Here is a 23259-nt window from a genome sequence, read left to right as displayed (position 1 = left end):
TTTAACGAGCTAACCGAGTTCTAGGGGACGCGCGCAGTCCACTGCTCGGTAGCGAACTTTGTTTCTGCGAGCTCCTGAGCCGCCTGGCGCGTGGCCTCGTCCAATTGCGCTTGCTGTGCTCCGGTGCGTCGGGCAAAAGTATCCATCATGACCTGGATGATCTCCATGCGGTCAAGATCTGTCTGCGACTTCAGCGGATCCACTCGCTTCACCGCCGAGGTGATTCCCTTGTCTGAAATCTTTTCCCGGCCGATGCGCAATACCTGGGTCATCTTCTCGGCATCGATGTCGTAGCTCATGGTCACGTGATGCAGCATTGCTCCATTGGCGAGCCGCTTTTGCGCGGCTCCGCCGATTTTTCCTGCATCGGTGGCAATGTCGTTCAGCGGTTTGTAGTGCGCTGTCAGCCCGATGTTTTGAAGGGCTTCCATGACCCATGCGTCCAAGAATGGGTAGGAATCCGCGAAGCTCATGCCATCTACAAGCGATTCGGGAGCATAAAGGGAGTAGGTAATGCAGTTGCCAGCTTCCATGAACATGGCACCGCCACCGGAAATGCGGCGAACCACCTGGATGCCGTATTTGTCGGCTTGCTCCATATCCACTTCATTCTTGAGCGACTGGAAGGAGCCGATAACAACAGCTCCCTCGTTCCAATCCCAGAAACGAATGGTCGGCTTGCGAGTGCCTTGGGCAATTTGGCGAGTCAGTACTTCATCGAGGGCCACTTGCTCGGCGATCGGGATGATCTGCGGTCCGAGTATTTCCCACTCGTGATCCTCCCACTTTGTGGCATGTCCTAGGGCTCGCCTAACCACGCGGGCAACGGCGTCGGCATCGAAACCGAACATCACCGCGCCCTCGCGCAGGTTGTTGGTGACAGCATCTCGGATGGTGCTGTGGCTGGCATCGGTTGGTAGTCCGCGGACGGCCGCGTTGAGGTCTTCCAAGGCCTCGTCCGGTTCCAGGAAGAAGTCGCCGTTGAGCGAAACATCTGTGATTACCCCGTTGTCTGATTCGAGATCAACTACGACTAATTTGCCACCGACTACCTTGTATTCACCATGATGCATCATGTTTTCATTCTATCCCTGCGCATCTTTCACCTGGACACTCCATCGCAGAGCTCACCACGCAGTTAAAACAGCAGCGGCGTGTTTCCAGAAAACTGGAAACACGCCGCATAAAGCTTGCGAGGGGCGAAGTATTACTTCTTGCCGCCGAAGCCCTTGAAGCGGGCGTTGAAGCGCTCGACACGACCAGCGGTGTCCATGATGCGCTGCTTACCGGTGTAGAACGGGTGCGAAGCAGCCGAGATTTCAACGTCAATCACTGGGTAAGTGTTGCCGTCTTCCCACTCGATGGTCTTGTCCGAAGTTGCGGTCGAACGGGTCAGGATCTTTTCGCCGGATGCCAGGTCGTTGAAAACCACAGCGGCGTAATTTGGATGGATATCAGCCTTCATAGCTATACACCTTCATGTTTATGGCCACTGGATTTTGCCAGCAGCTAATTACTCGGAAATTCGCCGTGCAGTACAACATTCGTTACTGAACCTGCAACACACAGACATTACATCCTATCGCACATTGAGCACTCAGGAGAACCAGCTCAACGTGGGGCGGAACACAAATGCCAGAAGGCGATTGCACTTGCCGCACCAACGTTGAGCGAATCGACGTCACGATGCATCGGAATGATCACCGTTCGGTCCACGGAACCCAAGGCTTCCTGGGTTACTCCCCTGCCTTCGTTGCCGAGGATCATCGCAACCTTCTGCCCCGGGGCGAGGTGGACATCATTCAAAGCCACAGCATCCTCGGTCAGTTCCATGGCCAGCAGTTCATAGCCATGCGACTTGAGCTTGTCCAAATCCTGTGGCCAGCTTTCAAGTCGAACCCAAGGCAGATCAAATACGGTACCCATGGATACGCGTGCGCTGCGTCGATACCAAGGATCCACGCACTTGGGCGTCAGTAATACGGCATCGACACCTAGCCCGGAGGCCGATCGAATGATGGCGCCCAAATTGGTGTGATCCGCGATGTCTTCGAGGATTGCGATACGGGAGCTGTTCTCCAGCACCTTGTCCAAGTCCAGTGGTTCGGGGCGATTCATCGCGGCCATGGCACCACGATGCAGGTGGAAGCCGACAAGATCTTCCAGCTGCCGGTCATCGCCGATGAAAATGGGTGCTGTTGGGAAACGATTGAATTCCTCGGTCAACTGCCCCAGATGCTTTTCAGCAAGAAGGAAACTGCGAGGAACATGGCCGGCGTTGATAGCACGCTGGACAACTTTGGTGCTTTCGGCGATGTAGAGGCCATTTTCAACATCGGTGCGCATCCGCAGGTGGGCTTCCGACAGCCTCAGATATTCATCAAGACGCGAGTCCTGGAGATCTTCGACGTGCAGAATCCGTTCTGGATTGAGAATTTCCGTCACTGAATCAAACCAACTTCAATAGCATATTGACCAGTGCGATGACACCGAGGACAACGATGATGCCGCGCAGCCACCCCGGAGAGAGCTTGCGACCGATTTTGGCGCCGATAAAGCCACCGATCAGCGAGCCCACGGCGATCAAGAGGACAATCAACCAGTTGATGCGCTCTGGAGCAATGATCAGATACATGACGGCAGCCATGAGGTTCACGATCAAGGACAGGATGACCTTGATGGCGTTGGACTGCTGCAGGGAGGCCTGCAGGAATACCCCGAAGACGGCCATGAGCAAGACGCCCTGGGCGGCGGTGAAATAACCACCATAGACGCCGATAATAAATACCAAAACATACAGGATGGCAGGAATCTTGGCCCGGTCCGCATCATCAGGATCAGTCCCGCCCCTGGCGGCCTGGCGGGACTTCGCCCACTTAGCCAATCGTGGCTGGAAGATGACCAGAATCAACGCACAGACCAAAAGGATCGGCGCGACCACTCCGAATACCGATTCAGGCAAGTTCAGCAGCAGCAACGAACCGATCAAGCCACCAACCAGCGAGACTGGTACAAGCTTGAGCAGCGTTTTCTTGACGCTGGCGGCTTCCCGGCGATAGCCCCAAGCACCGGAGAATCCACCGGCAACAAGGCCCATCGCGTTTGAAACTACTGCATTGACTGGGGCCGTGCCCAGGGCCACCAGAATTGGAAAGGTGACCAGCGTGCCGGAACCGACAACAGTGTTGATCGTTCCGGCCCACAGGCCACCAATGAAGATGAGGGCTTCACGCCAAAACTCAACCACGTAGAAGCTTCTCCTCTAATTCGTTCTTTTATGCGCCGGCGAATGCCGAGTAGCGTCCGCCTTCACGGCGTAGCTTCAACTTCATGCCGTAAGTCAGTTCGAGGTTTTCCTCGGTCAGGGTGGAATCGATCTCGCCAGCAGCGACCACCTGGCCGTCACGCATCATTAGGATGTGCGTGAACCCGGCAGGAACTTCCTCCAGATGGTGGGTGACCAAAACGAGAGCAGGCGCATCTTCATCGGCAGCCAGCTCCGACATCTGCGCGACAAGCTCTTCGCGTCCGGCAAGATCCAGACCGGCGGCTGGCTCATCGAGGATGAGCAGTTCCGGATCGGTCATCAGTGCACGCGCAATGAGCACACGCTTGCGTTCGCCCTCGGAAAGCTTGCCGAATGGCTGGTTCATGAACGTGGACATGCCCCACTCGTGCAGCAGGCGGAAGGCGCGGCGTTCATCGAGTTTTTCGTACTTCTCACGCCAGCGGCCGGTCATGCCGTACGCTGCAGTCAGAACTACATTCAAAGCCTTTTCGTTAGCTGGAATCGAGTTAGCGACCAGCGCCGAGCTCAAGCCGATCAGTGGGCGAAGATCGAAGACCGACACGCGTCCTAGACGTTCGCCGAGAATATCGGCTGTGCCTAGGGTTGGGTGCAACCGAGTGGCTGCGATATTCATCAAGGTAGATTTGCCGGCCCCGTTGGGTCCGACAACGATCCACCGCTGTCCTTCTTTAACTTCCCAGGACACGTCCTTGAGCAGTTCTTTTCGCCCGCGTACCACGCTGACATCTTTGAAAGTTAGCACTTCGCTCATGGTATTCAAGACTAGACTTTTCGTTGCTAATTCACTAATTGAATCACCCATAATCCCCCGATTATTCAAGTGTCTTCTCCGTCATGTTTGGTCGCAATAGCTGAATCATTGAAAAATGGATGCATGGCTTCATCTCTGGTTTTTGTCTCCCGTCCTTCCTTCCCTCGCGATCACTTTCAGGATCTACTTGTCCTTGCTGTCGCAGAACAACTGATTCCGCAGGGGCAGGAGCTCATCGTCAAATCCAGCGAAGAGCGCCTTGTGGCCAAGGCACAACTCGGTGAGGGGTCACAAGCACAGGTCCAGCAGCTTGCGACCGAATTTGTTGATCGCCATGTCTCGGCAGGCACTGTGGGATATTCCGATATCTGCCTGGCAGTGGTTCCTGAAGAGCTTTCTTCAGCGCCTCAGCTGTTGCTGCTCATGGATGTTGATTCCACACTGATCAAGCAGGAAGTCATTGAACTTCTGGCTGCCCATGCCGGCCGGGAAAAGGAGGTCGCTGAAGTCACCGAAGCCGCCATGCGCGGCGAGCTGGATTTTGCGCAGTCACTCATCCAACGCGTGGCAACCCTCAAGGATCTGCCGGACTCGGTACTTGCAGAAGTTGGCCAACGTATCATCTTCTCAGATGGCGCGCCATCCCTGGTTCGCCGTTTCCACGCCGCTGGCCACAAGGTCGCGGTTGTCTCCGGAGGATTCCAGCAGATCCTAGACCCTCTGGCCGTGGAATTGGGCTTGGACCACGCGTTGGCTAACACGCTGGGCATTACCGACGGCGTACTTGACGGTACCGTCCATGGCCAGATCGTCGACCGCCAGATGAAAGAAGCAAAGCTTCGCGCTTGGTCCTCAGAGCACGGGATACCGCTGACGGCGACCATTGCCGCGGGTGATGGTGCCAATGATCTCGACATGGTGTCGGCCGCCGGCTTGGGCATCGCGTTTAATGCGAAGCCCGCACTTCGCGATCAGGCTGACGTTCGGCTGGATTTCGGCCGCCTCGACGTGATTGCCGATCTCGTGCTGGATGACTTGAACTAAACGAATCCAACAACTCGATAACAATTCGAGTGAATAGAGCCTCACTGCACGGCTATCGGTTGTTCCAGCGGTTAGTATTTTCTCTAGACGCCTTAATGGCCTGTGGTAGATACCTCGACCTAGCGGCTGAATCCTAACGCTTTTCGAAAGAACTCTAAATCCAGTGCAGACCCCTGATCAGGACAGTACCCCCACTACGCCTACGAATTCCTCGCAGGATAAGAAGAAGTCAAAGAGCAAGGCCAAGCCTTGGATCATTGGCGGTTCTTGTGCTGTGGCAGTAGTTGCGGCGTACTTTGGCGCAGCCGCGTTCATCAGTTCGCAAGTACCGGCCAACGCTTCCATTGCAGGCGTCAATATCGGCTCGATGAACAGCGATGAGGCACGTGCGGAAATTGAGCGCGTAGTCTCACCGTTGGCGCAGGAACCCATCAAGGTAAAAGTGAACGGCAAGGACTACACCGTTGATCCTGCCAAGGCGGGCCTGAGCCTTAATACCGATGACACCGTAAAGGATCTGACTTCCTATGAAGTCAATCCCGTCAAGCTCTATGAACGCCTGACTGGCGATTACGAGGTCACCCCGGAACTGAACGTCGACAAGGAGAAGTTGTCGAGCCAGGTCGAGGCCTTAGCCAAGAAGGCCAACGCTGATGTCACCGAAGGCAAGATCGAATTCGCCGACGGAATGGCCAAGCTCTCCACGCCAGTTGACGGTGTCGCTTTGGACACCGAAGGCGCCGTCGAAAAGATCAGTGAAGACTGGTCGATTGACGGCTCGCCGATCGACCTTCCTGCACAGGTAGTAAAGCCTGAGATTTCAGCTGACACTTTGCAGAAGTTCTACGACGACCAAGCGAAAAAGCTGCTCAAGGGCGACGTGACATTGGTATCCGGCGATAAGAAAGCCAACCTGTCCGCTGCGTCCATCGCTGCAGCTGCAACGTACGCGCCCAAGGACGGGGCTCCTGCCATCACCCTCGATGACAAGAAGCTGTACAAGGCTGCCACCAAGAACTCGGAACTTTCAAGTACCGCCAAGGACGCGAAAATCGTCCTGAAGAACGGCAAGCCATCCATCCAGGATTCCAGCAACGGCCTTTCACTGGAAACCGAAGGCTTGGGAGCCAAGGTATTGGCAGCAACTGCTACCGATAACCGCACAGCTGAGGTCAAGATGACTGAGACCGAGGCTGACTTCACTACTGCTGAAGCAAAGAAGCTGGGAATCAAGGAGCCGATCGTTGACTTCTCGACCCCGTACCCTGCTTCTGATACCGTTCGTACCAAGAACCTCAAGGCTGGCGCAGCGCGGGTCACTGGCGTTATCGTGAAGCCGGGCGAACGCTTCTCGTTGCTGAACACCCTGGGGCCGATCACCACCGCCAACGGCTACTATAGCTCCGGCGTCGTTGAGAACGGTTTCAGCTCGGAAGCAGTGGGCGGCGGTCTGTCGCAGATTTCCACGATGATGTACAACGTCGGATTCCTTGCCGGCTATGACGACATCACCCACCAGCCGCACTCGCGCTGGTTCGACCGCTACCCTGCAGGCCGCGAAGCCACCCTCTGGGAAGGGCAGATCGATATGATCTGGGAGAACAACACCCCGTACGGCGTGATGGTACAGGCTTGGGTTTCCGACGATGCCGTACACACCCGCCTATGGTCGACGAAGTACTGGGATGTCTCGCAGAAGAGCTCTGGCAAATACAACCAGACCGACCCCGAGACCAAGTACAACGAAGCTGAAAAGTGCGTTGCTGAATCCGGCGGCCAAAAGGGCTTCACCATCGACATCACCCGCTATCGCGAAACCTTCGACGGCTCCAAGAAGCTGCCAGCAGAAACCAAGAGCTGGACCTACAGCCCATGGAACAAGATCGTCTGCGGCAAAAAGCCGTAATCGCTGACCACTGAAAAATGCCGGAGATCCTCCTTTGGGGATCTCCGGCATAGTTCTTTAATGGCCAGGAAAACTAGCTGGTGCCCGGCCCCATGCAGGGACCGGGCACCAGCTGTTGAAATAACCCGGGGCAATCAGCCTGGATTATTTGCCAGCCTGCTTCAGGAAGTCTCCTGCGCCGCCAACCAGTTCGGTGTGGCCGGTCTCGACGTCAGCGAAAACCATCTTGGCGACTTCAGCACCGAATTCTTCGACGGAGTACAGCTTGCCTGCTGCTTCGCGGCGGGCGTCGATGGCTCCTGGCTCCATGCGGTTGAGCAAGGTAGCGGTGATGGTGCCCTCGATCATGTCGCCTGAGACGACAACGAAGCTGATGTTCTTTTCGGTCAGCTGCGGGATCATTTCGCGCAACGCGTCTTCGCCGGCACGCTTGGACTTCGCTACTGCGTCATAGGCGTCCATGGTGGACACATCGTTGATGAAGTGTGCCTGGTGGCTGGTGACGAAAACGACGCGTCCACCTTCGCTCATTTTTGGCAAAGCCGCTTCTAGCATGGCTACCTGGGCGTCACGGTTCAGGCGGAGAGCGTAGTTCTCCCCCATCGAGGTTTCCATGCCGCCCGAAGCGTTCAGCACCACGACGTCGAGCGAGCCGAAGTTCTCAACTGCTGCGTCCACGAGGGCTACTGGGCCCTCTGGGGTCGTGAGGTCGGCGCCGACGGCGACAGCCTTGCCGCCCTTTTCCTCAATAGCGGCAACGATCTTGTTGGCGCGTGGCGCCTTGGCGCGGTAGTTGACTACAACGCCGATACCCTGCTCAGCCAGAAGCTGTGCGGTTACTGCGCCAATGCCGCGCGAGGAACCGGTAACTACGGCGCCTTTGAATTCAGTCATCTCGAATGTTCTCCTTGGATCTTAGGGAAAATTTAATCTCATGCAGCGCTATGCGCTGCCAGAAAGCTCTTTAGTGGCCCATGCCCAGGCCGCCGTCAACCGGGATCACGGCCCCGGAGATGTAGGCGGCTTCGTCGCTGGCTACCCAGCGAACAACGTTGGCAACCTCTTCCGGCTCGGCGAAGCGGTTCGCCGGGATGCTGGCCAGGTAGCCCTTCTGGGTTTCTTCCGGCAGGACAGCAGTCATCTCGGTATTGATAAAGCCGGGGGCCACGACGTTGGCGGTGATGCCGCGTGAACCGAGCTCGCGAGTCAGCGAGCGGGCAATGCCAACCAGTCCGGACTTGGATGCTGCGTAGTTGATCTGTCCTGGGGAGCCATAGAGGCCGACCACCGAAGAGATCAGGACGACACGGCCGCGCTTGAGGCGCAGCATGCCCTTCGAGGCGCGCTTGATGACTCGGAATGCCCCGGTGAGGTTGGTATCGATGACCGAGGTGAAGTCGTCTTCGCTCATGCGAAGGAGCAAGGTGTCCTTGGTGACGCCGGCGTTGGCGACCAATACTTCTACCGGGCCGTGGGCTGCCTCGACCTCTTTGAAAGCCTCATCGATGGAGGCGCTGTCGGTGACATCTGCCTTAACACCAAGCAGCCCGGCGGGAACCTCGCCGCTGCGGTAGGTGACGGCTACCTTGTCTCCGTTGGCCTCAAAGGCGCGAGCAATGGCAAGTCCGATGCCGCGATTGCCGCCGGTCACGAGGACGCTGCGGCCTGTGGTTGGTTCCGTAGTCAATGTATTTCTCCATTCATGCGTAAGCGCAGGCACAACAATTCATGTGACTGAGGCCTCGCGTCACGCACTTTGCCTAGTTAAGTAGCTTCTCCGTGATCAATCCTATTAGTTACTGCCCAGTTTTACCGCTTCGACAGCGCGTAGAAATTACACTCTGAGTGCCACAAGTGAGACAATGGGACTAGTTTCCGTACAGCAAAGCGAAGTCATCTACATGCCATTTGAGCCCACGAATCACGATTCTCGTGAACCGGAAGTCCACCGCATCACCGAAGCGCGTGAATCACATACTTCTGAACGCGATAGCCGTGTGCGCAAATACACGATTTCGATGACCATCCGCATGATCTGCTTCATTCTGGCCTTCTTCTTCGACGGCTGGCTGCGCTGGGTATTCATCGCCGGCGCCGTTGTCCTCCCGTATATCGCGGTGGTTGTCGCCAACGGTGGCGCAGACCTGACCAAGCGAGAACCGCCTGCAGAGTTCTACAAGGCAGCGGAGCCCGAGCAGCTGCCTGCCCCGCCGACTCGCAGCGAGCCATCAGAAGACGAGGCCGACATCATCGACGGCACCTTCGTAGAGCCACACAGCAACCCATCCAAGGAGGACTAGTGGATTTATTAGGTTCGCTGGGACAACCGCAGGCCAGCGCCGAAGTACAGTGCTCACGCAAGGGGTGCCGCAACCGTGCCGAGCACCAACTGCTATGGAACAACCCGAAAATCCACACCCCCGAGCGGCGCAAGATCTGGCTGGCTTGCCCCGAACATCTGGAATGGCTGGAGTCCTATCTCAAGGAGCGCCTGTTGCACCGGGAAACCTTGCCCTTGCCAGAAGCTACCGGAGGCGCCAAGTAAATGTATCGATTCCTAGCAAGCACCCGTTGGGTGGGCTGGCTGGTACTGGTTGCCATCTTCGCTACCGCCTGCGTGAGCCTGGGCAATTGGCAGGCCAACCGCAGGGAACAGGCCCTGACCGGGATTGAACGCGTTAACCGCAACTACTTCGCCGACCCCGTTTCTGGAGCACAGGCTCTGGACAAGTTCAAGATGCTTCCCGAAGAGAAGACGTGGATGACCGTGAAGCTCACCGGCACCTACCTGAGCGACGACACCCGCATCGCGAGAAACCGCATCAAGGCTGGACGTCCGGGCTACGAGGTCCTCGTTCCTTTCAGAACCACGCAGGGCGAGGTAGTCATCATTGACCGCGGTTACCTTCCCATCGGAGACGAAGAGAACGGACACCCTGACACGGTGCCGGCTCCCCCGTCGGGCAATGTCACGGTGCTCGCTCGCTTGAAGCCCGGTGAAGTCCGCTTGGACCGAGGTGCTCCCGAGGGACAGATCGCTTCAATCCAGCTGGAAGACTATGCGCAACAGGTGGATTACGACATCGCCCAAGGCGCGTACGGCATCATGTACCAGGAAAGTCCTGCTCCAGCCTCAGCGCCCCAGCCTTTGGACGCGCCGGACATGGATGAAGGACCACACCTGTCCTATGAGTTCCAGTGGTACGCCTTCGGTGTCCTTGCCTTTGTTGGCTTCTGGTATGCCGCTCGCCAGCAGAAGAAGCTGAACGCAGAGGATGCCGCCGAACTGGCTGAAGCCAAGGCCCTGGGCTTCGACGAACCGGTGCACAAGGTGCGCAAGGTGCGCGCGAAGCAGGAAAAGAAGTTCCGCCGCGACGGATCCCTGACCGATGAAGCCATCGAGGACGCAATGCTCGATGACACTCCCCAGTCCCCTAGCGACTCGCGCTAGCCCTGCTCTGCCAGCTGTTGATCACGGCGCCCAGCGGATGCCATCGTGTTCGCACGCTGGCGTTGTGCCCTGCTCTTGCTCTGCCTCGGTGCACGAAGCATCTGTGAGCGATCGATTCCCGACGGGTTCATCAAGCTTGATGGTATACGGCACCGTCTCATTGGACTGGCAGGTCTGCGCCTCACCATCCAGTTCTTCGACCACCAGTCCGATGGTGATGTCCTCGGCTGAGTATGCCACGTGGGTTCCGGTAATCTCCCCGGTGATGCCCGAACCGCAGGCAATGCGCATGACACCAAGATCCAGGCTGGTGCTCTCTTCTGTCACCGCGGAGGAATCTATCAAGCTCCATTGGGCATTGACCTCATCCGGAGTTAGCCGCGCGCACCCGGCGGCAAGGAGCGTTCCGAGCAGGAGCCCGGCGGCGAGTATTTTGATTCTTGCCCCAGATACACTCATGGCTTGGCACAACCCCTTCTGACGGTGTTATGCCAAGCCTACGAGATTTCGCGTCAAGCCGTTAGGCCTAGGTCAGGGATACCAGTTCCAGGTAATCCTCGCTGAACAGGTCTTCGTCGCCATCAGGCAGGATGACCACACGCTCGGGCTTCAAGGACATCACGGCGCCCTCATCGTGGCTGACCATCACCACGGCACCCGGGAAGGTGGACAGCGCACCGAGCACCTCGGCGCGGGATGCCGGGTCCAGGTTGTTGGTCGGCTCATCAAGCAGCAGAACGTTGGCGCTGGAGGCCACGATCGTCGCCAAAGCAAGGCGGGTCTTCTCACCACCGGAGAGCACCCCGGCAGGCTTGGACACGTCGTCGCCGACAAAGAGGAACGAACCAAGGATGGAGCGCACATCAGCGTCGTTGAGGTGGTCTGGCGCATTGCGGCGCATATTCTCCAGCACCGTGGCTTCAGGATCCAGGGTGTCGTGTTCCTGGGCGAAGTAGCCGATCTTCAGCCCATGGCCGGGAACGATCTTTCCGGTATCAGGTTCGGCGACACCGGCGAGCATGCGCAGCAAGGTGGTTTTACCCGCGCCGTTCAGGCCCAGGATGACGACCTTGGAGCCTCGGTCAATGGCCAGCGAGACATCGTTGAAGATTTCCAGCGAACCATAGGCCTTCGACAGCCCCTCGGCCATCAAAGGAGTCTTGCCGCAAGGAGCCGGATCCGGGAATCGCAAGGCCGCGACCTTGTCGGAGGCACGCTCTTCCTGCAGCCCCGAGAGCATGCGGTCAACACGCTTGAGCATGGACTGCGCAGCCGACGCGCCGGAAGCACGGGCCTTCATGCGGTTGGCCTGGGTGAGCAGGACCGAAGCCTTCTTCTCGATGTTGGCGCGTTCGCGCTTGCGGGCACGCTCGTCGGTCTCGCGCTGGACCTTGTAGCGCTTCCAGTTCATGTTGTAGACATCAACCACGCCGCGGTTGGCGTCCAGATTCAGGACCTTGTTGACGGTCTCTTCCATCAGCCCGGTGTCGTGGCTGATCATCAGCACGCCGCCTGGGTAGTTCTTGATGAAGTCGCGCAGCCAGTTGATCGAGTCGACGTCCAAGTGGTTGGTCGGCTCGTCAAGCAGCAGGGTTTCCGCGTCCGAGTAGAGGATGCGGGCCAGCTCCACACGACGGCGCTGGCCACCAGAGAGGGTGCGCAGCGGCTGGTCGAGAATGCGATCAGGCAAATCCAGGTTGGCGCAAATGGCTGCGGCTTCAGACTCGGCAGCGTAGCCGCCGGCGGCGATGAACTCGGCTTCCAGCCGGTCATAGCGGCGCATGGCCTTGGCCGAAACCGCTGGATCTTCGCTGGCCATCTCTTCGCGGTTCTTGGCGAGATTGCCCACAACGACATCGAGGCCACGGGCGCCGAGAATGCGGTCGCGGGCCAGCTGCTCCATATTCGGGGTCTTCGGGTCCTGCGGCAGGTAGCCGATGGAGCCCTTGTGGACGACTTCGCCAGCGGTTGGCTGGGTCTCGCCAGCGAGGACCTTGGTCATCGTGGTTTTGCCGGCGCCGTTTCGCCCCACCAGTCCGATCTTGTCGCCCTTGTCGATGCGGAAGTTCACTTCGTCCATCAGCAAGCGGGCGCCGACGCGTAGCTCAAGGTTGGCTACGGAAATCATATGGTGTGGCCCTTTCACGCGGTGAGAAAAATCTTGGCCCAATAATTGGGCAACTTAACTAGTCTACCGGCCAAAGCCCTGTGCGCTGGAGGAAAGTGCATAAACTAACAGTCCAGCTCCGACTTGTGGCTTTCTACTGCCCCAGTTGGGAACGATAGTCCTTCATCTGGATCAGGCGTCGGCGCAGCGAGCCTTCACGGCGAAGGTCTCCACCGCTGGTTTTGTCGATGTGCTCCTTGCCGAAACGCCATAGCAGCACATCATCCAGCAGGCGGTCCGGGCCCGGCGAATAGCGGTGATCCAACGCGGCACGCACATCGGTGACAACGTTGGCATCCAGAAGCTGGGCCAGCTGCCAGGTTTGGTTGATCTCGTGCGCATCGAGCAGCTCTGATGCCCAGGACCAGTCATCGTCGCGCTTGCGATCAACGTGCGGGAGCAGGGTTTGCCAGATTTCGCCGATTTTCTCGCCCGACAACGGCTCAGCACCGGCGCCTTTTTCGTCGTGGTACCCGTTGAGGCGGTGGTACAGCTCGTCAATGTCGGTGAAGTAGTCTTCTACCGTTTCCAGCATGGCAGCGGTTGCCGTGAAGTGGCGGTCGATCTGGGGATTCCATGCGGCCTCGCCGGGATGCTTGAAGCGGATGTCGTGTTCCATCTCGCTCCACGCGTGTTGCAGCACCGTGCGGATCTGGACTTCGAATACGAAGTTCCCGCTGGCAACCACGGGCTTTCCCAGCGCTTCCTGGAACTTCCGCACGGTCGGTTCGCTGCGGGTCTTGAGCAGCAGGTGCCTCGACGAGTACCCGTAGGTTCCCGATTCCACCGATCCGATGTCCTTCTCGCGGTCGCTGCGGCAGTCGAAGGAGTCTCGGTGGGATTTGATCAGGCTTGCCACCTGCTGGATTTCATGCGGCAGCATCACGATGATGCGGATGCCGACCATGTCGTGGATTTCGCGCAGCGGATTGGGGAATTCGAGCACCGGAGCGCTCTCGGTCGTTTCCTGCAATCGGCGCGATGCCTTCGCGCGGAAGGATTGCGGGGACTTGACCCGGCCGGTGATGAACAAGGGCTGGACTTCACTTTGGGCAAAGAGCCTGCGGATCTTTGCCTTCATGGCAGACATGACGGTATTCAGCTCGCCGGTGACAGACTTGTACTGTTCAACGGAGTACTCGATGTGCTCAGAGAACTCGTCGTTCTTTGGCTCATGCTGGGATTCCGTCATAGCTGCCTCCTCGTTGCTGCTCTGCGCGTTGTTCTACAGTCCTTGTGCTCCGTGTTGTTCCGACCGGGTTGATAATCGACGAACCTTATGGACGGTTCAGGCTCTTGGCCAGATCGTCATACAGTGGAGCTTTGTCTTCGGTTGGCTTCGACTGCTCGGCCTTAGGCTGGGCAGCGTTCTTTGCAGCCTGGGTGTTCTGCTTGATCGGGGTGACCTTGGCATCAGCGCGTGCGCTGGCGATGCCCTCGGCGCGGGCACGAGCCAGGGCATCCTGGTGTTCCTGGGCCAAGGCAGCCATGCGCTCGTCTTCAGCGGTCTGGGCATCGGTCAACGCGGCGTTGTAGCCATCGTCATAGGCCACGCCGTACTTCTGGGCATTTTCCTGCTCTTCGTCATAGGCAAGGTCTGCGTGGATTTTCGCGGCCCAGGACTTCTTCTGGTACATGTGCACGGTCAAGTGGGTAATGGCCAAAAGGACGATTGGCGGCATGGCTGCGACCAATGCTGAAACCAGCGCTGGAACGCCGTTTTCGATGGAATCCACGGTCAAGATGGCGTGCGTGGAGTTCGCTGCGGTCGATACGATCGCGCCGAAGAACAGCAGGGACCATGGGTAGATCATGGCCTTGCGGCTAAAGCCGTTCAAGGCAACAATGGCCACGGTGGCGGCCACGATCATGCCGTCGATGATGATTGGCCAGATCCATGCCAGGCGCGGGCTGATGCCCGAGCGTTCTGCCAAGTCGGTCAGTGCGGCGAAAGAGAGCACGAATGCGCCAACGGCAATCAGGACCGTTGCGCCAACGGCGGTACCTAGGACTGCATTGTGCGGTTCGTTCGGGACCTCAGGGTTTTTTTCTTCCATGCTGCTGGGCAGACCTAACTTCTCAGTATTCGGATATGTCGTCGAAGGCGAGTGTGATGACCCCAACGCACTGGTCAAAAGCCACCAGTGTCTATTTTAGCCCCAATTGACTGGTGCTAATGCTCGCGGATTGATATGGCCCGGCGATCAATGAACCCGGTGCCGGTGGCCTTTCCCGCGAGTCCCTGCTGGTGCCCATCGGAGAGGAAAAAGACCGCGCTTACCGCGATATAGGCAGTGACCAGCATGTTCAGTACCGGATAGGGGCTGACTTCCGTCAAGCTGGTGGAAATCTGGAACAGGAAGGTGATCCCGCCGAATCCTATGATGCTGCGCGATAGCGCTCGCCCTGCCGATGCGCGATTAGTGCCGCCATCAGTCACGATGAGCCAGGCGCAGCGCTGTCCGAGTGTCGCGCGTCCCGGGCTGAGGCTGGGGAGCACGAAGACGAAGAACACGACCACCAAGGGGATCCAGAAGTTCATCAAGCGTTCATTGGTGGCTGGCCCGCCGAGCCTTTCGATCAATGACAGCGTGCCAGTGATTGCAAAGACGGCGCCGGTGGTGATCGCTGCATCGAATACGTTGGCCAGCGCGCGGCGGGATCGTGTGACCCTGCGGGGCGCCGCGTAGCGGGCATCGCCTTCCTTGGGACCGGTGAGGAAACCGAAGATCGGAAGATAAGCGAATACGGCACCGATGAATGCGCCACCGGTGTTCATGATCAGGTCATCGACATCGGCGACGCGATAGGCGCAGTTGTACAGTCCCCAGATGCCGGTGTACTGGGTCAATTCAATGGTGAGGGAGGCTGCGAAGCCCAGCACCATGCCGGTGAAGATGTTGCCACGCAGCCACCGCACGGCCAGGATTCCCAGTGGCATGAACAAGATGATGTTGAACAGCACTTGCCATAAAACGAAGCTAGTTGCGAATCCGCGTAGACCGAGTTCGGCAATGCTCGCCCTGAAGTCATACAGGAAGTGACCCGGGTCGGTCTGGGTGATTCCCAGCCCGGTGAAGCACGCCGCTTCGCGGGTTTCCGGCAACGGCAGCATGGTGTAGCTGAACAGCCCGAACCCGTAGATCGCCGCGGTGGCTGTGGTGATGGTGCGGCGCCAGGAAAGCCGCCCATGGCGCCGGTACTGCACCGCCAGCAGGAAGATGCCGGCCGCGCCGAGAAATAAGGCCGCGCCGAGCACGGCTATGGCCGCAGGCCAAATCATCGTTTGCATGGTTCTATCTAAGCCGACGGTGCGCAGAGGATCCTGTGCCCGATGATGTGATCTTGGCTATTTCTTCTTAACCGGGTGCGCCATGCCCAGCGGTCCCACCGGGCCGGCCAGAATCCTCCGGGTCTTCGCATCAAAACGGAAGAGGCCGGCGAATAGCAGTACCACGAGCACCCCGGCGAAGGTGCGCATCATCCATGTTGAGTGCCACTGTTCGATGGAGAGCTGGTCAACAAAAACTGCCACCAGGATCAGGCTGGAGACATAGATCATCAATTTTTCCGATGACCAGGAGACTCGGTGCGATATCGCGAACAATGCGATGAGCCACAGGATGTACCACGGCTGGATAATCGGGGCCAGCAGCACAGCGGCCGAGAGCGACCAGGCTGCCAAACGCACGGGATTCGAGATGTTTTTAGCCAGCGCCAGTCGGGCAACAATGACCAAACCCAGCAACTGGAAGAGTGTCACCACTAGCCCGTTGACAAACGCGATGTCTCCACCCAGCATCCCTGCCAGATTGCTGACGCTCCACCCGATCAGACCCACTGGCGCGTACGGGAACGCTGCATCGCCAGCGGTGAACATTGCTGGCAGCCAGCCAAACCAAAGGTTTGTTACGGCACCGATGATGCCAAGCCAGATCAGCGACAAGACGAAGACCTTGGCCCATACTGCCCAGCGGGCACGCTTGGACGGATTCTTGTCGAGAATGACCAGGCCGATGAATGGAAGTACGAGCAGGACGATGGGCTTCACCGAAACAGCAATGGCCAAGGAAAGGGTAGCTGCCGCAGGACGGCGGTCATAAGCGTAGGCAAACGCGGAGAACACTCCCGCGATCATCAGTGCGTCGTTGTGAACGCCACCGATCATGGTTAAGAGGAATAGCGGGTTGCCGACGATTGCCCAGTTAGCCCAGTTGGGGTTTTGACCCATTTTCTGTGCAAGTTTCGCGGTGAAGTGGAAACAGCCGAGGACACCAAGCACCGCGACAATTCGCAGCAGACCCACACCGATTTCCGGAATGCCATTGGAAATGAAGAAGATGAAGCGGGCCAGGACCAGAAAGAAAGGGCCGTAGGGTGAAGGCGATTGAGCCCAGAGCCCGTCAGAGCCGCCGTCAAACCATCCCGGCAACGCTGAGATGCCTTCCAAGTATGGTGATTTGTCTGCGTGCAGCATTCGGCCCTGTGCAAGGTAGGAGTACACGTCACGGCTGAGAATCGGGAAGCTGAACATCAAGGGCGCCGACCACATTCCGAACAGCCGTCCCAGTTCCCGGTGGGTGATTCCGGTGGCCACCTGCACCCGTGGCCTGGTGACAATCCAGGTCCGGGTCAGCCAGACCATGCCCAGGGCCATCAAGATGATGCAGGTGATGACGCCGCTGACGTCGGTGCGGAATTCAATGAAGAATCCGCTGCGGGCCAGGGGCGAGAGCTGGTTGCGCGGGAACCAGCCAATCCCCCAGGAAGCCACGGTGATCATCGCGGAGGCGGCGAAGCCCTGCCACCCCAGTGAGGGCAGACTCTCCCCCAGTAGTTTCCGGCTGATGTCCATCACGGCCACTAGGCCTTCTTCGACTTCTTCAGCCAGTTCGTGGAGCTGAGAAGATCCGGGCAGATGGACTTGGTCTTGGGATCGAAGAACACCAGATAGATCGCGCAGGCGATGGAGATGCCCCAGGAAATCATCTGGACACGGGGAACCAATGACTCCTGGAGGAACTGCCAGACGAAGATCTGGTCGGCTGCCTGATAAGCGAGGAAGAAGATCGTGGTCAGGTGAAGCCACAGCATTTGCCAATCATCCCGCAAGCCGGTGACCGCGAAGAAAGGCAGCAGCCACAGCAGGTACCAAGGCTGGATGACCGGCGAGAGGACTACGATCGCCGAGAACGCGATAGCCATGCGCTGGACAAGATGGGAGTACTTGCCGCGGAACATCAGCACAATCGCCATAACCACGCCGATCAGTCGACCGGCAGTCTTGATGACCGAGAGCACTGAATCCGATTCCAGTCCGAAGGAATGGAAAATACTTGAGATCGCCACGGTCATCAAGCCCAGCGGGGCGAAAATCGAGAATCCTGCGCCAGTGTAGTTGAGCATGACTTCCAGCCAGCCGAACCAGTAGCCATTGAGCCACCCGACCACGGTCATGAGGGCCAGGAAGATCATGCCGGAGTAGAACCAGTAGAGAATGCGGCGTGGCCAGTTGGCTTCGGGCCCGGCCCACAGCAGGCCGATAAATGGCAAGAGGACCAGGGTAATTGGCTTGACGCCAATAGAGGCTGCCAACACGACTATGGCCCAGAAGCCGTGGCGCTTGCAGGCAAGGTATACCGCCCAAACCGACAGGCCGGTCATCAGCGCATCGTTGTGCGCGCTTGCGACGAAGTTGACCAGGAACAGCGGGTTCGCCACGGTCATCCAGGTGGCCTTCGCTCCCGGAACTGAATGCAGCTCGGCAAGCTTCGGCACGAAGTGCAGGCAAAGCAAGACGCCGATGAAGGCGATTGCCCTGAAGACAAGAATTGCGGCGTCGGTCGAACCGCCGACAACATTGACCACCAGGTACTCGATGGACAGGAACAGCGGGCCATACGGTGTTCCATCCTGGGCCCACATGGTGTCTGCACCGAGCTGGAACCAGTTATTCAAGCTGGAAATACCGTCGACATAAGGATCCTGCCCGGCATCCACCAAGCGTCCCTGGCCGATGTATGCGAAGACGTCACGGCTCATGATCGGCAGGGCGACGAACATCGGAATGCTCCATAGCCAGACTGCACGCCGAACGATCTTGAGGGCTCCTTCGCCCCATGCGCTCAGCTTCTGGCCCAGCCGCCACCATGAGCGAAACAGCACCCAGCACCCGATGGCCAGCAGGATGACGCAGGTGATGACGCCGGCTGGTTCGGTGCGGAGCATGATGAAGAACGGATCGCGGTTCAGCGGCGAGACGCTAGCCAACCAGCCAGTGCCGAAGGAGCCGAAAAGTATCAGCGAAGCACCAATAACGCCGCTGAGCAGCGTCCTATTCACTCCAGCGTCCGGCTGGGAGCGCACTGCTTCTACGTTGCTGGCTGACACACTGACACCTCGTGCTGTAGCGGACTAAAGGTCGGAAAAACTTGGCCAACGTCGCATCGGGATTCCCCATGCGAACGGGTGATTCAACGGCCAGAAATCTCTGTCGATTTTAGCATCACACCACCAAACAACCGGGGCAGGACACCGTTTCTGAGCGGGCAATCACGCCGTGCGCTGCCCCACAGCCGCCGGGCGCGTGTAGATTAGATACGTGGCTAGTAATTCAGAAAAAATTGTATGGATCGACTGCGAAATGACCGGTCTTGATCTGGTTGATGACGCGCTGATCGAAGTTGCCGTGCTGATCACCGATTCGGAATTGGAGATCGTCGACGAGGGAATCCAGGTAGTCATCAAGCCAGAGCCAGCGGCCTTGGCGCAGATGAACGACTTCGTACGCAATATGCATACGGTCAGCGGCCTGCTCCCCGAGCTAGAAAAAGGCATCGCCATGGACGAGGCGCAGCGCCTGGTCATGGACTACATCAAAAAGCATGTCCCAGAGCCCAAGAAGGCGCTTCTGGGCGGCAACTCGGTAGGTACCGACAAGAACTTCCTGGCTCGCGACATGCCGGAAGTCGTCGAGCACCTGCACTACAGGATCATTGATGTCTCGACGCTAAAGGAACTCAGCCGCCGCTGGTATCCCAAGGCCCACTACGCAGCTCCGACGAAAACTGGCAATCACAGGGCACTGGGCGATATCCAGGATTCCATCAACGAACTTCGCTACTACCGCGAATCGATCATGGTTCCCGCTCCAGGCCCGAGCAGCGAAGAAGCTCGCGAGATCGCATCCAGGATCGCGCCGAACGACTAATTCCAGCCACTTTTCAGCCCCTGGGACGCAGGTGATGCACTGCACATCATCCCAGGGGTTGCCAATTGGCGTCAGGCCGAGAGTTATGTGTATAGTATTTCTCGTTGCCAGATACTGATTCGCCTCTCAAAGAGGATCTGACTAGTATCGAAGTGAACATGGTGGGTATAGCTCAGTCGGTAGAGCGTCTGGTTGTGGTCCAGAAGGTCGCGGGTTCAAACCCCGTTACTCACCCCAAGTAAGAAGACTTGATCCAAAACCCCGGTTACGGATCAGGTCTTCTTTGTTTTTGCCGCGACCAACCGATCAAAAATGAACAACAGCGGATTAGGTCCACACGATCATTCGAAGCCACAGCAACTCGGAAAACGATCTAGTCAAGAAACCAGACCGAAGTGGACATTCAACGCAAGTGTTCCACATCGATTCAATCAGGCACCAAATTGGTCACCGACAGGTAAAGCCGACGCTAAAACAAACCCATAATTGAGCCACTGGTCACATACGACCTTTTCCGCCGCCCTGGATTGGTATTCAACGCACAATTACGTGTATAGTATTTCTCGTTGCCCGATACAAAGGATTCGCCACTACGGCTTCTGACTAGTATCGAAGTGAACATGGTGGGTATAGCTCAGTCGGTAGAGCGTCTGGTTGTGGTCCAGAAGGTCGCGGGTTCAAACCCCGTTACTCACCCCAAATCAAAAGGCTCGATTTACAATTTCGGTTGTAAATCGGGCCTTTTGCGCATCACCACCTCAAAGAATAGTATCCTCAGGATTCCCTCACGGAACACGAGGCGATTCTCCATCACGCGTAGCCTGTGCCCCAGCTTCTTTTCCCAGCGCCAACAAGACGTACAAAACCCAGACAGTTGCTAGGACAATTACGCATCCGACTGACCCCCAGAGCAACATCGGATCTTCGATAGCCAGCGTCGGAATGATGCGACCAGGCGCGAGGGCCGCGAAAACGCCGGCGACGATTGCCCCGATCCATGAACCGACCATGTTTCCGACATGTCCGGGGACATTCCCCCGGCGAATGCTAAGCACGCCCAGGGTGGTAGTGGCGAACGTGAAGATCGCCAACGCATGGAAGATCGTAAATCCGCCGCTGATCGTATAGATGAACATTCCACTGACGCAGGCGAAGTACATTGAGATCACCCAGGTTCGACCCAGGGCGCGATGCCGCAAGTCCTTGCGACGTCGAAGAATATTCACTGGCGCCAAGAGGATCACGAGACTTGCTGAAATCGCATGAACGGCAATAACGAAGTTCCCCATGCCACCACTGTAGATCCGATCTCCCTCGGCCCGCACCCTCGATCGGCCCCTACGTGCCGAAAACCATCGGCGAGCGCTGCACCGGAGCAAGCGCGTCTTGGATTGAATGCGAAGAAGTCACGGCAACCACAGGGCACGATCAAGCTCGTTAAGTCATATTTCGGGAGCTTGCACGGGAGTTTCGAACTTATGTTCGAATGCGCTTCGTTTTTGGGGATATCCCTGTGTTTTTCGAGACATCTGGCGTTATTTTGGGACTTGAGACGCGGGTTTGCGATTCAAGTAGGCATGATTTCGCGTGAACAACCATAATGGAACTTGTACTTTGGCAAGTCTCTGTGTTGCTCGCCTGTGCCCTACCCGATGAAAGGTACTCCCCCTGTGAAACGCGCGCTTTTTGAAGAGGACCACGAGCAGTTCCGTGAGTTGGCTACGGAGTTCAATACCCGTGAAGTCTCTGGAAAATACGCCCAGTGGGAGAAGGACCACCAGATTCCACGCGAGGTATGGCAGTCTGCCGGCGAGAACGGCCTTCTAGGCCTAGCCGTTCCTGAGGAATTCGGTGGCATGGGGATCGATGACTACCGTTTCCGCGTGGTGCTTGATGAGGAATTCGTTCGCGCCGGGCACCTAGCTGTTGCCCTGGCCTTCCACCTGCATGACGACCTGGTACTCCCCTACCTGCTGGCTTATGGTTCCGATGAACTCAAGGCCAAGTGGCTACCCCGCATGGTTGATGGATCGACGATCACTTCCTGCGCATTCACCGAGCCAGGCGCCGGTTCCGATCTACGCGCGGTACGAACCAAGGCGGTTCGCGATGGCGAGGATTGGCTGCTGAGCGGCCAGAAGACCTTCATCGGTAATGGCGCCTTTGGCGATGCCGCAGTGGTTCTTGCCCGCACAGACGCGGAGAGCGGTCGAGCCACGGAGTCTTCGTTCTCCCTGTTCATGGTGGAGCGTTCCGAGGGTTATACCAATGGCAATCCCTTCGACAAGATGGGCTTGCGCGCTTCGGATACCGCTGAACTGTTCTTTGATGAGGTTCGCGTCTCCGATGCGGATCGCATCGGCGAGGTCGGACAGGGTCTGCGCTATGTCAAGGAGCAGTTGCCCCAGGCGCGCTTGGCTATTGCCGTCGCGGCAGCGGCTATTGGCACGGCGTCGTTCGACCAGGCATTGGAGCATGCGAAGAACCGCTCAACCTTTGGCCAGGCCTTGACCCAGTATCAGAACACGCGGTTCGAGCTGGCTAATTTGAAGACTGAGTCCCATGTCACTCAGACTTTTGTGGATCAGGCGGTTCTCGCCTTCAATAATGGCGAACTGGACGCCCATGAGGCCGCTGAAGTGAAGCTTTGGGCAAGTGAGAGCGCAAAAGAGCTTTCGGACAAGGCGCTGCAGATCCATGGAGGCTACGGGTACATCATGGAGTACCCGATCGCTCAATCATTCACCGCGGCACGCTTATTGACCATTTTTGGTGGCACAAGTGAGATCATGCGTGAAACTATTGGACGAGCACTTTAAGCACTTTTGAAAGGACCTGATCACGTGCCAATCCGGCAGATCACAGTTTACGGAGAACCAGTTCTACATCGCCGCGCGGTAGAAGTCACCGAGTTCAATGATGAACTTCGCCAGCTCGTTGCAGATATGCATGTGACCATGGATGAAGCTCATGGCGTGGGACTGGCCGCTCCGCAGGTTGGCATCGGTCTACGTCTGTTCACGTATGTCTACGCTGACCAGGACACTGCGCCTGAACGTGGCGTCGTCATCAACCCCAAGCTGACTCTCTCCAAGGTTTCGCAGGCGCCTGCCGACGTTGACGAGGAATCGGAAGGCTGCTTGTCCGTCCCCGGGCTGAACTACCCTCTGAAGCGTGCCGAGTACGCGAAGGTGGAAGGTTTTGATGAGTTCGGCAACCCGATCTCCTTCGAAGCCCACGATTGGTTCGCTCGCGTCATGCAGCACGAATACGACCACCTGGATGGGTTCCTGTATGTCGATAAGCTGCAGCCGCGCTGGGATAAGCGCTGGAAGAAAGCCAAGAAGGCACTGGGCTGGGGCGTACCGGGCAATACCTGGCTGCCTGGCACCGATGAGGATCCTTTTGGGCACTAGCTTT

General features: G+C 57.7%; 23 protein-coding genes and 2 tRNA genes. 10 read left to right on the top strand and 15 right to left on the bottom strand.

The window, feature by feature from the left end; all coding sequences use genetic code 11:
* Positions 1–20 precede the first annotated feature (20 nt).
* From lplAB to D3791_RS16000, 5 genes are all read right to left on the bottom strand, one after another.
* Positions 21–1076: a lipoate-protein ligase LplAB gene (lplAB, locus tag D3791_RS16020; RefSeq protein ID WP_172512792.1), complete on the bottom strand. Its 1056-nt coding sequence runs from the start codon at positions 1074–1076 to the stop codon at positions 21–23.
* Positions 1077–1207: 131 nt separating this feature from the next.
* Positions 1208–1465, bottom strand: coding sequence for a type B 50S ribosomal protein L31 (locus D3791_RS16015; RefSeq protein WP_022875076.1), 258 nt, complete (start codon positions 1463–1465; stop codon positions 1208–1210).
* A 146-nt stretch (positions 1466–1611) separates the two neighbouring features.
* Complete coding sequence (locus D3791_RS16010) at positions 1612–2445, bottom strand: TrmH family RNA methyltransferase (RefSeq protein ID WP_022875075.1); 834 nt, start codon at positions 2443–2445, stop codon at positions 1612–1614.
* Between the two features lie 4 nt (positions 2446–2449).
* Positions 2450–3247, bottom strand: a complete 798-nt coding sequence (locus tag D3791_RS16005; protein ID WP_022875074.1) for a sulfite exporter TauE/SafE family protein — start codon at positions 3245–3247, stop codon at positions 2450–2452.
* A gap of 28 nt (positions 3248–3275) precedes the next feature.
* A complete protein-coding gene (locus D3791_RS16000; RefSeq protein WP_028268505.1) occupies positions 3276–4061 on the bottom strand; it encodes an ABC transporter ATP-binding protein in 786 nt (261 codons plus the stop codon).
* A gap of 123 nt (positions 4062–4184) precedes the next feature.
* Here D3791_RS16000 and serB point away from each other — a divergent pair, with 123 nt between their 5' ends.
* Positions 4185–5105 carry a phosphoserine phosphatase SerB gene (gene serB / locus D3791_RS15995; protein ID WP_172512791.1) on the top strand — a complete coding sequence of 307 codons (921 nt, stop codon included), beginning with the start codon at positions 4185–4187 and terminating at the stop codon, positions 5103–5105.
* A 163-nt stretch (positions 5106–5268) separates the two neighbouring features.
* Positions 5269–7011 (top strand): VanW family protein, encoded by a 1743-nt coding sequence (locus D3791_RS15990; protein WP_172512790.1) that lies wholly within the window; start codon positions 5269–5271, stop codon positions 7009–7011.
* A 144-nt stretch (positions 7012–7155) separates the two neighbouring features.
* On the opposite strand, the gene D3791_RS15985 is transcribed toward D3791_RS15990, so the two are convergent.
* Together D3791_RS15985 and fabG are read right to left on the bottom strand one after the other, a co-directional pair.
* Positions 7156–7905, bottom strand: a complete 750-nt coding sequence (locus D3791_RS15985) for an SDR family oxidoreductase (RefSeq protein WP_172512789.1) — start codon at positions 7903–7905, stop codon at positions 7156–7158.
* 70 nt (positions 7906–7975) lie between these two features.
* Positions 7976–8698: a beta-ketoacyl-ACP reductase gene (gene fabG, locus D3791_RS15980; RefSeq protein ID WP_172512788.1), complete on the bottom strand. Its 723-nt coding sequence runs from the start codon at positions 8696–8698 to the stop codon at positions 7976–7978.
* Positions 8699–8873: 175 nt separating this feature from the next.
* Between fabG and D3791_RS15975 the strand changes: the two genes are divergently transcribed.
* The 3 genes from D3791_RS15975 to D3791_RS15965 are packed head-to-tail and all read left to right on the top strand — an operon-like array spanning position 8874 to position 10462.
* Entirely contained in the window at positions 8874–9311 is a 438-nt protein-coding gene (locus D3791_RS15975; RefSeq protein ID WP_022875068.1) for a DUF3099 domain-containing protein, read from the top strand.
* Positions 9311–9556, top strand: a complete 246-nt coding sequence (locus tag D3791_RS15970; RefSeq protein ID WP_022875067.1) for a hypothetical protein — start codon at positions 9311–9313, stop codon at positions 9554–9556. Before D3791_RS15975 ends, D3791_RS15970 begins: the two co-directional genes overlap by 1 nt.
* On the top strand, positions 9557–10462 hold the full coding sequence (locus tag D3791_RS15965) for an SURF1 family cytochrome oxidase biogenesis protein (RefSeq protein WP_172512787.1): 906 nt from the start codon (positions 9557–9559) through the stop codon (positions 10460–10462).
* 21 nt (positions 10463–10483) lie between these two features.
* Here the strand turns inward: D3791_RS15965 and D3791_RS15960 are convergent, their stop codons facing one another.
* The 7 genes from D3791_RS15960 to mptB (D3791_RS15930) all read right to left on the bottom strand — a co-directional run bounded on the left by D3791_RS15960 (position 10484) and on the right by mptB (D3791_RS15930) (position 19019).
* Complete coding sequence (locus tag D3791_RS15960) at positions 10484–10921, bottom strand: hypothetical protein (protein WP_172512786.1); 438 nt, start codon at positions 10919–10921, stop codon at positions 10484–10486.
* A 67-nt stretch (positions 10922–10988) separates the two neighbouring features.
* A complete protein-coding gene (locus D3791_RS15955; protein WP_022875064.1) occupies positions 10989–12590 on the bottom strand; it encodes an ABC-F family ATP-binding cassette domain-containing protein in 1602 nt (533 codons plus the stop codon).
* A gap of 133 nt (positions 12591–12723) precedes the next feature.
* Complete coding sequence (locus tag D3791_RS15950) at positions 12724–13821, bottom strand: GTP pyrophosphokinase (RefSeq protein ID WP_022875063.1); 1098 nt, start codon at positions 13819–13821, stop codon at positions 12724–12726.
* A gap of 85 nt (positions 13822–13906) precedes the next feature.
* Entirely contained in the window at positions 13907–14686 is a 780-nt protein-coding gene (locus D3791_RS15945; RefSeq protein WP_022875062.1) for a DUF2637 domain-containing protein, read from the bottom strand.
* 116 nt (positions 14687–14802) lie between these two features.
* Positions 14803–15921, bottom strand: a complete 1119-nt coding sequence (locus D3791_RS15940; protein ID WP_081638084.1) for a VanZ family protein — start codon at positions 15919–15921, stop codon at positions 14803–14805.
* A gap of 57 nt (positions 15922–15978) precedes the next feature.
* On the bottom strand, positions 15979–17484 hold the full coding sequence (gene mptB, locus D3791_RS15935; RefSeq protein WP_246242608.1) for a polyprenol phosphomannose-dependent alpha 1,6 mannosyltransferase MptB: 1506 nt from the start codon (positions 17482–17484) through the stop codon (positions 15979–15981).
* A gap of 8 nt (positions 17485–17492) precedes the next feature.
* Complete coding sequence (gene mptB / locus D3791_RS15930; RefSeq protein ID WP_246242203.1) at positions 17493–19019, bottom strand: polyprenol phosphomannose-dependent alpha 1,6 mannosyltransferase MptB; 1527 nt, start codon at positions 19017–19019, stop codon at positions 17493–17495.
* A 211-nt stretch (positions 19020–19230) separates the two neighbouring features.
* On the opposite strand from mptB (D3791_RS15930), the gene orn reads away from it, so the two are divergent.
* From orn to D3791_RS15915, 3 genes are all read left to right on the top strand, one after another.
* Positions 19231–19839, top strand: coding sequence for an oligoribonuclease (orn, locus tag D3791_RS15925; protein ID WP_172512784.1), 609 nt, complete (start codon positions 19231–19233; stop codon positions 19837–19839).
* A 161-nt stretch (positions 19840–20000) separates the two neighbouring features.
* Positions 20001–20076 (top strand) — tRNA-His (locus tag D3791_RS15920).
* Between the two features lie 386 nt (positions 20077–20462).
* Positions 20463–20538: transfer RNA gene (locus D3791_RS15915), tRNA-His, on the top strand.
* An 86-nt stretch (positions 20539–20624) separates the two neighbouring features.
* On the opposite strand, the gene D3791_RS15910 is transcribed toward D3791_RS15915, so the two are convergent.
* Positions 20625–21128, bottom strand: a complete 504-nt coding sequence (locus tag D3791_RS15910) for a DUF2306 domain-containing protein (protein WP_172512783.1) — start codon at positions 21126–21128, stop codon at positions 20625–20627.
* A gap of 381 nt (positions 21129–21509) precedes the next feature.
* Here D3791_RS15910 and D3791_RS15905 point away from each other — a divergent pair, with 381 nt between their 5' ends.
* Positions 21510–22658 carry an acyl-CoA dehydrogenase family protein gene (locus D3791_RS15905; RefSeq protein ID WP_172512782.1) on the top strand — a complete coding sequence of 383 codons (1149 nt, stop codon included), beginning with the start codon at positions 21510–21512 and terminating at the stop codon, positions 22656–22658.
* Between the two features lie 24 nt (positions 22659–22682).
* Positions 22683–23255, top strand: coding sequence for a peptide deformylase (gene def / locus D3791_RS15900; RefSeq protein WP_022877083.1), 573 nt, complete (start codon positions 22683–22685; stop codon positions 23253–23255).
* Positions 23256–23259: the final 4 nt, after the last annotated feature.

The sequence above is a fragment of the Glutamicibacter mishrai genome (genome assembly GCF_012221945.1).
In the GTDB taxonomy this organism is placed as follows: Bacteria; Actinomycetota; Actinomycetes; order Actinomycetales; family Micrococcaceae; genus Glutamicibacter; species Glutamicibacter mishrai.
This window is presented reverse-complemented; position numbering and strand designations above follow the sequence as displayed.

What these genes read in the sequence shown, in the direction of transcription:
- D3791_RS15960 (WP_172512786.1), bottom strand. Translation starts at nt 10,921, where the DNA reads ATGAGTGTATCTGGGGCAAGAATCAAAATACTCGCCGCCGGGCTCCTG.
- D3791_RS16015 (WP_022875076.1), bottom strand. Translation starts at nt 1,465, where the DNA reads ATGAAGGCTGATATCCATCCAAATTACGCCGCTGTGGTTTTCAACGAC.
- lplAB (WP_172512792.1), bottom strand. Translation starts at nt 1,076, where the DNA reads ATGATGCATCATGGTGAATACAAGGTAGTCGGTGGCAAATTAGTCGTA.
- D3791_RS15940 (WP_081638084.1), bottom strand. Translation starts at nt 15,921, where the DNA reads ATGCAAACGATGATTTGGCCTGCGGCCATAGCCGTGCTCGGCGCGGCC.
- serB (WP_172512791.1), top strand. Translation starts at nt 4,185, where the DNA reads ATGGCTTCATCTCTGGTTTTTGTCTCCCGTCCTTCCTTCCCTCGCGAT.
- D3791_RS15985 (WP_172512789.1), bottom strand. Translation starts at nt 7,905, where the DNA reads ATGACTGAATTCAAAGGCGCCGTAGTTACCGGTTCCTCGCGCGGCATT.
- D3791_RS16000 (WP_028268505.1), bottom strand. Translation starts at nt 4,061, where the DNA reads ATGAGCGAAGTGCTAACTTTCAAAGATGTCAGCGTGGTACGCGGGCGA.
- D3791_RS15975 (WP_022875068.1), top strand. Translation starts at nt 8,874, where the DNA reads ATGGGACTAGTTTCCGTACAGCAAAGCGAAGTCATCTACATGCCATTT.
- D3791_RS15945 (WP_022875062.1), bottom strand. Translation starts at nt 14,686, where the DNA reads ATGGAAGAAAAAAACCCTGAGGTCCCGAACGAACCGCACAATGCAGTC.
- mptB (WP_246242608.1), bottom strand. Translation starts at nt 17,484, where the DNA reads ATGGACATCAGCCGGAAACTACTGGGGGAGAGTCTGCCCTCACTGGGG.
- D3791_RS15955 (WP_022875064.1), bottom strand. Translation starts at nt 12,590, where the DNA reads ATGATTTCCGTAGCCAACCTTGAGCTACGCGTCGGCGCCCGCTTGCTG.
- D3791_RS15965 (WP_172512787.1), top strand. Translation starts at nt 9,557, where the DNA reads ATGTATCGATTCCTAGCAAGCACCCGTTGGGTGGGCTGGCTGGTACTG.
- D3791_RS15910 (WP_172512783.1), bottom strand. Translation starts at nt 21,128, where the DNA reads ATGGGGAACTTCGTTATTGCCGTTCATGCGATTTCAGCAAGTCTCGTG.
- D3791_RS15950 (WP_022875063.1), bottom strand. Translation starts at nt 13,821, where the DNA reads ATGACGGAATCCCAGCATGAGCCAAAGAACGACGAGTTCTCTGAGCAC.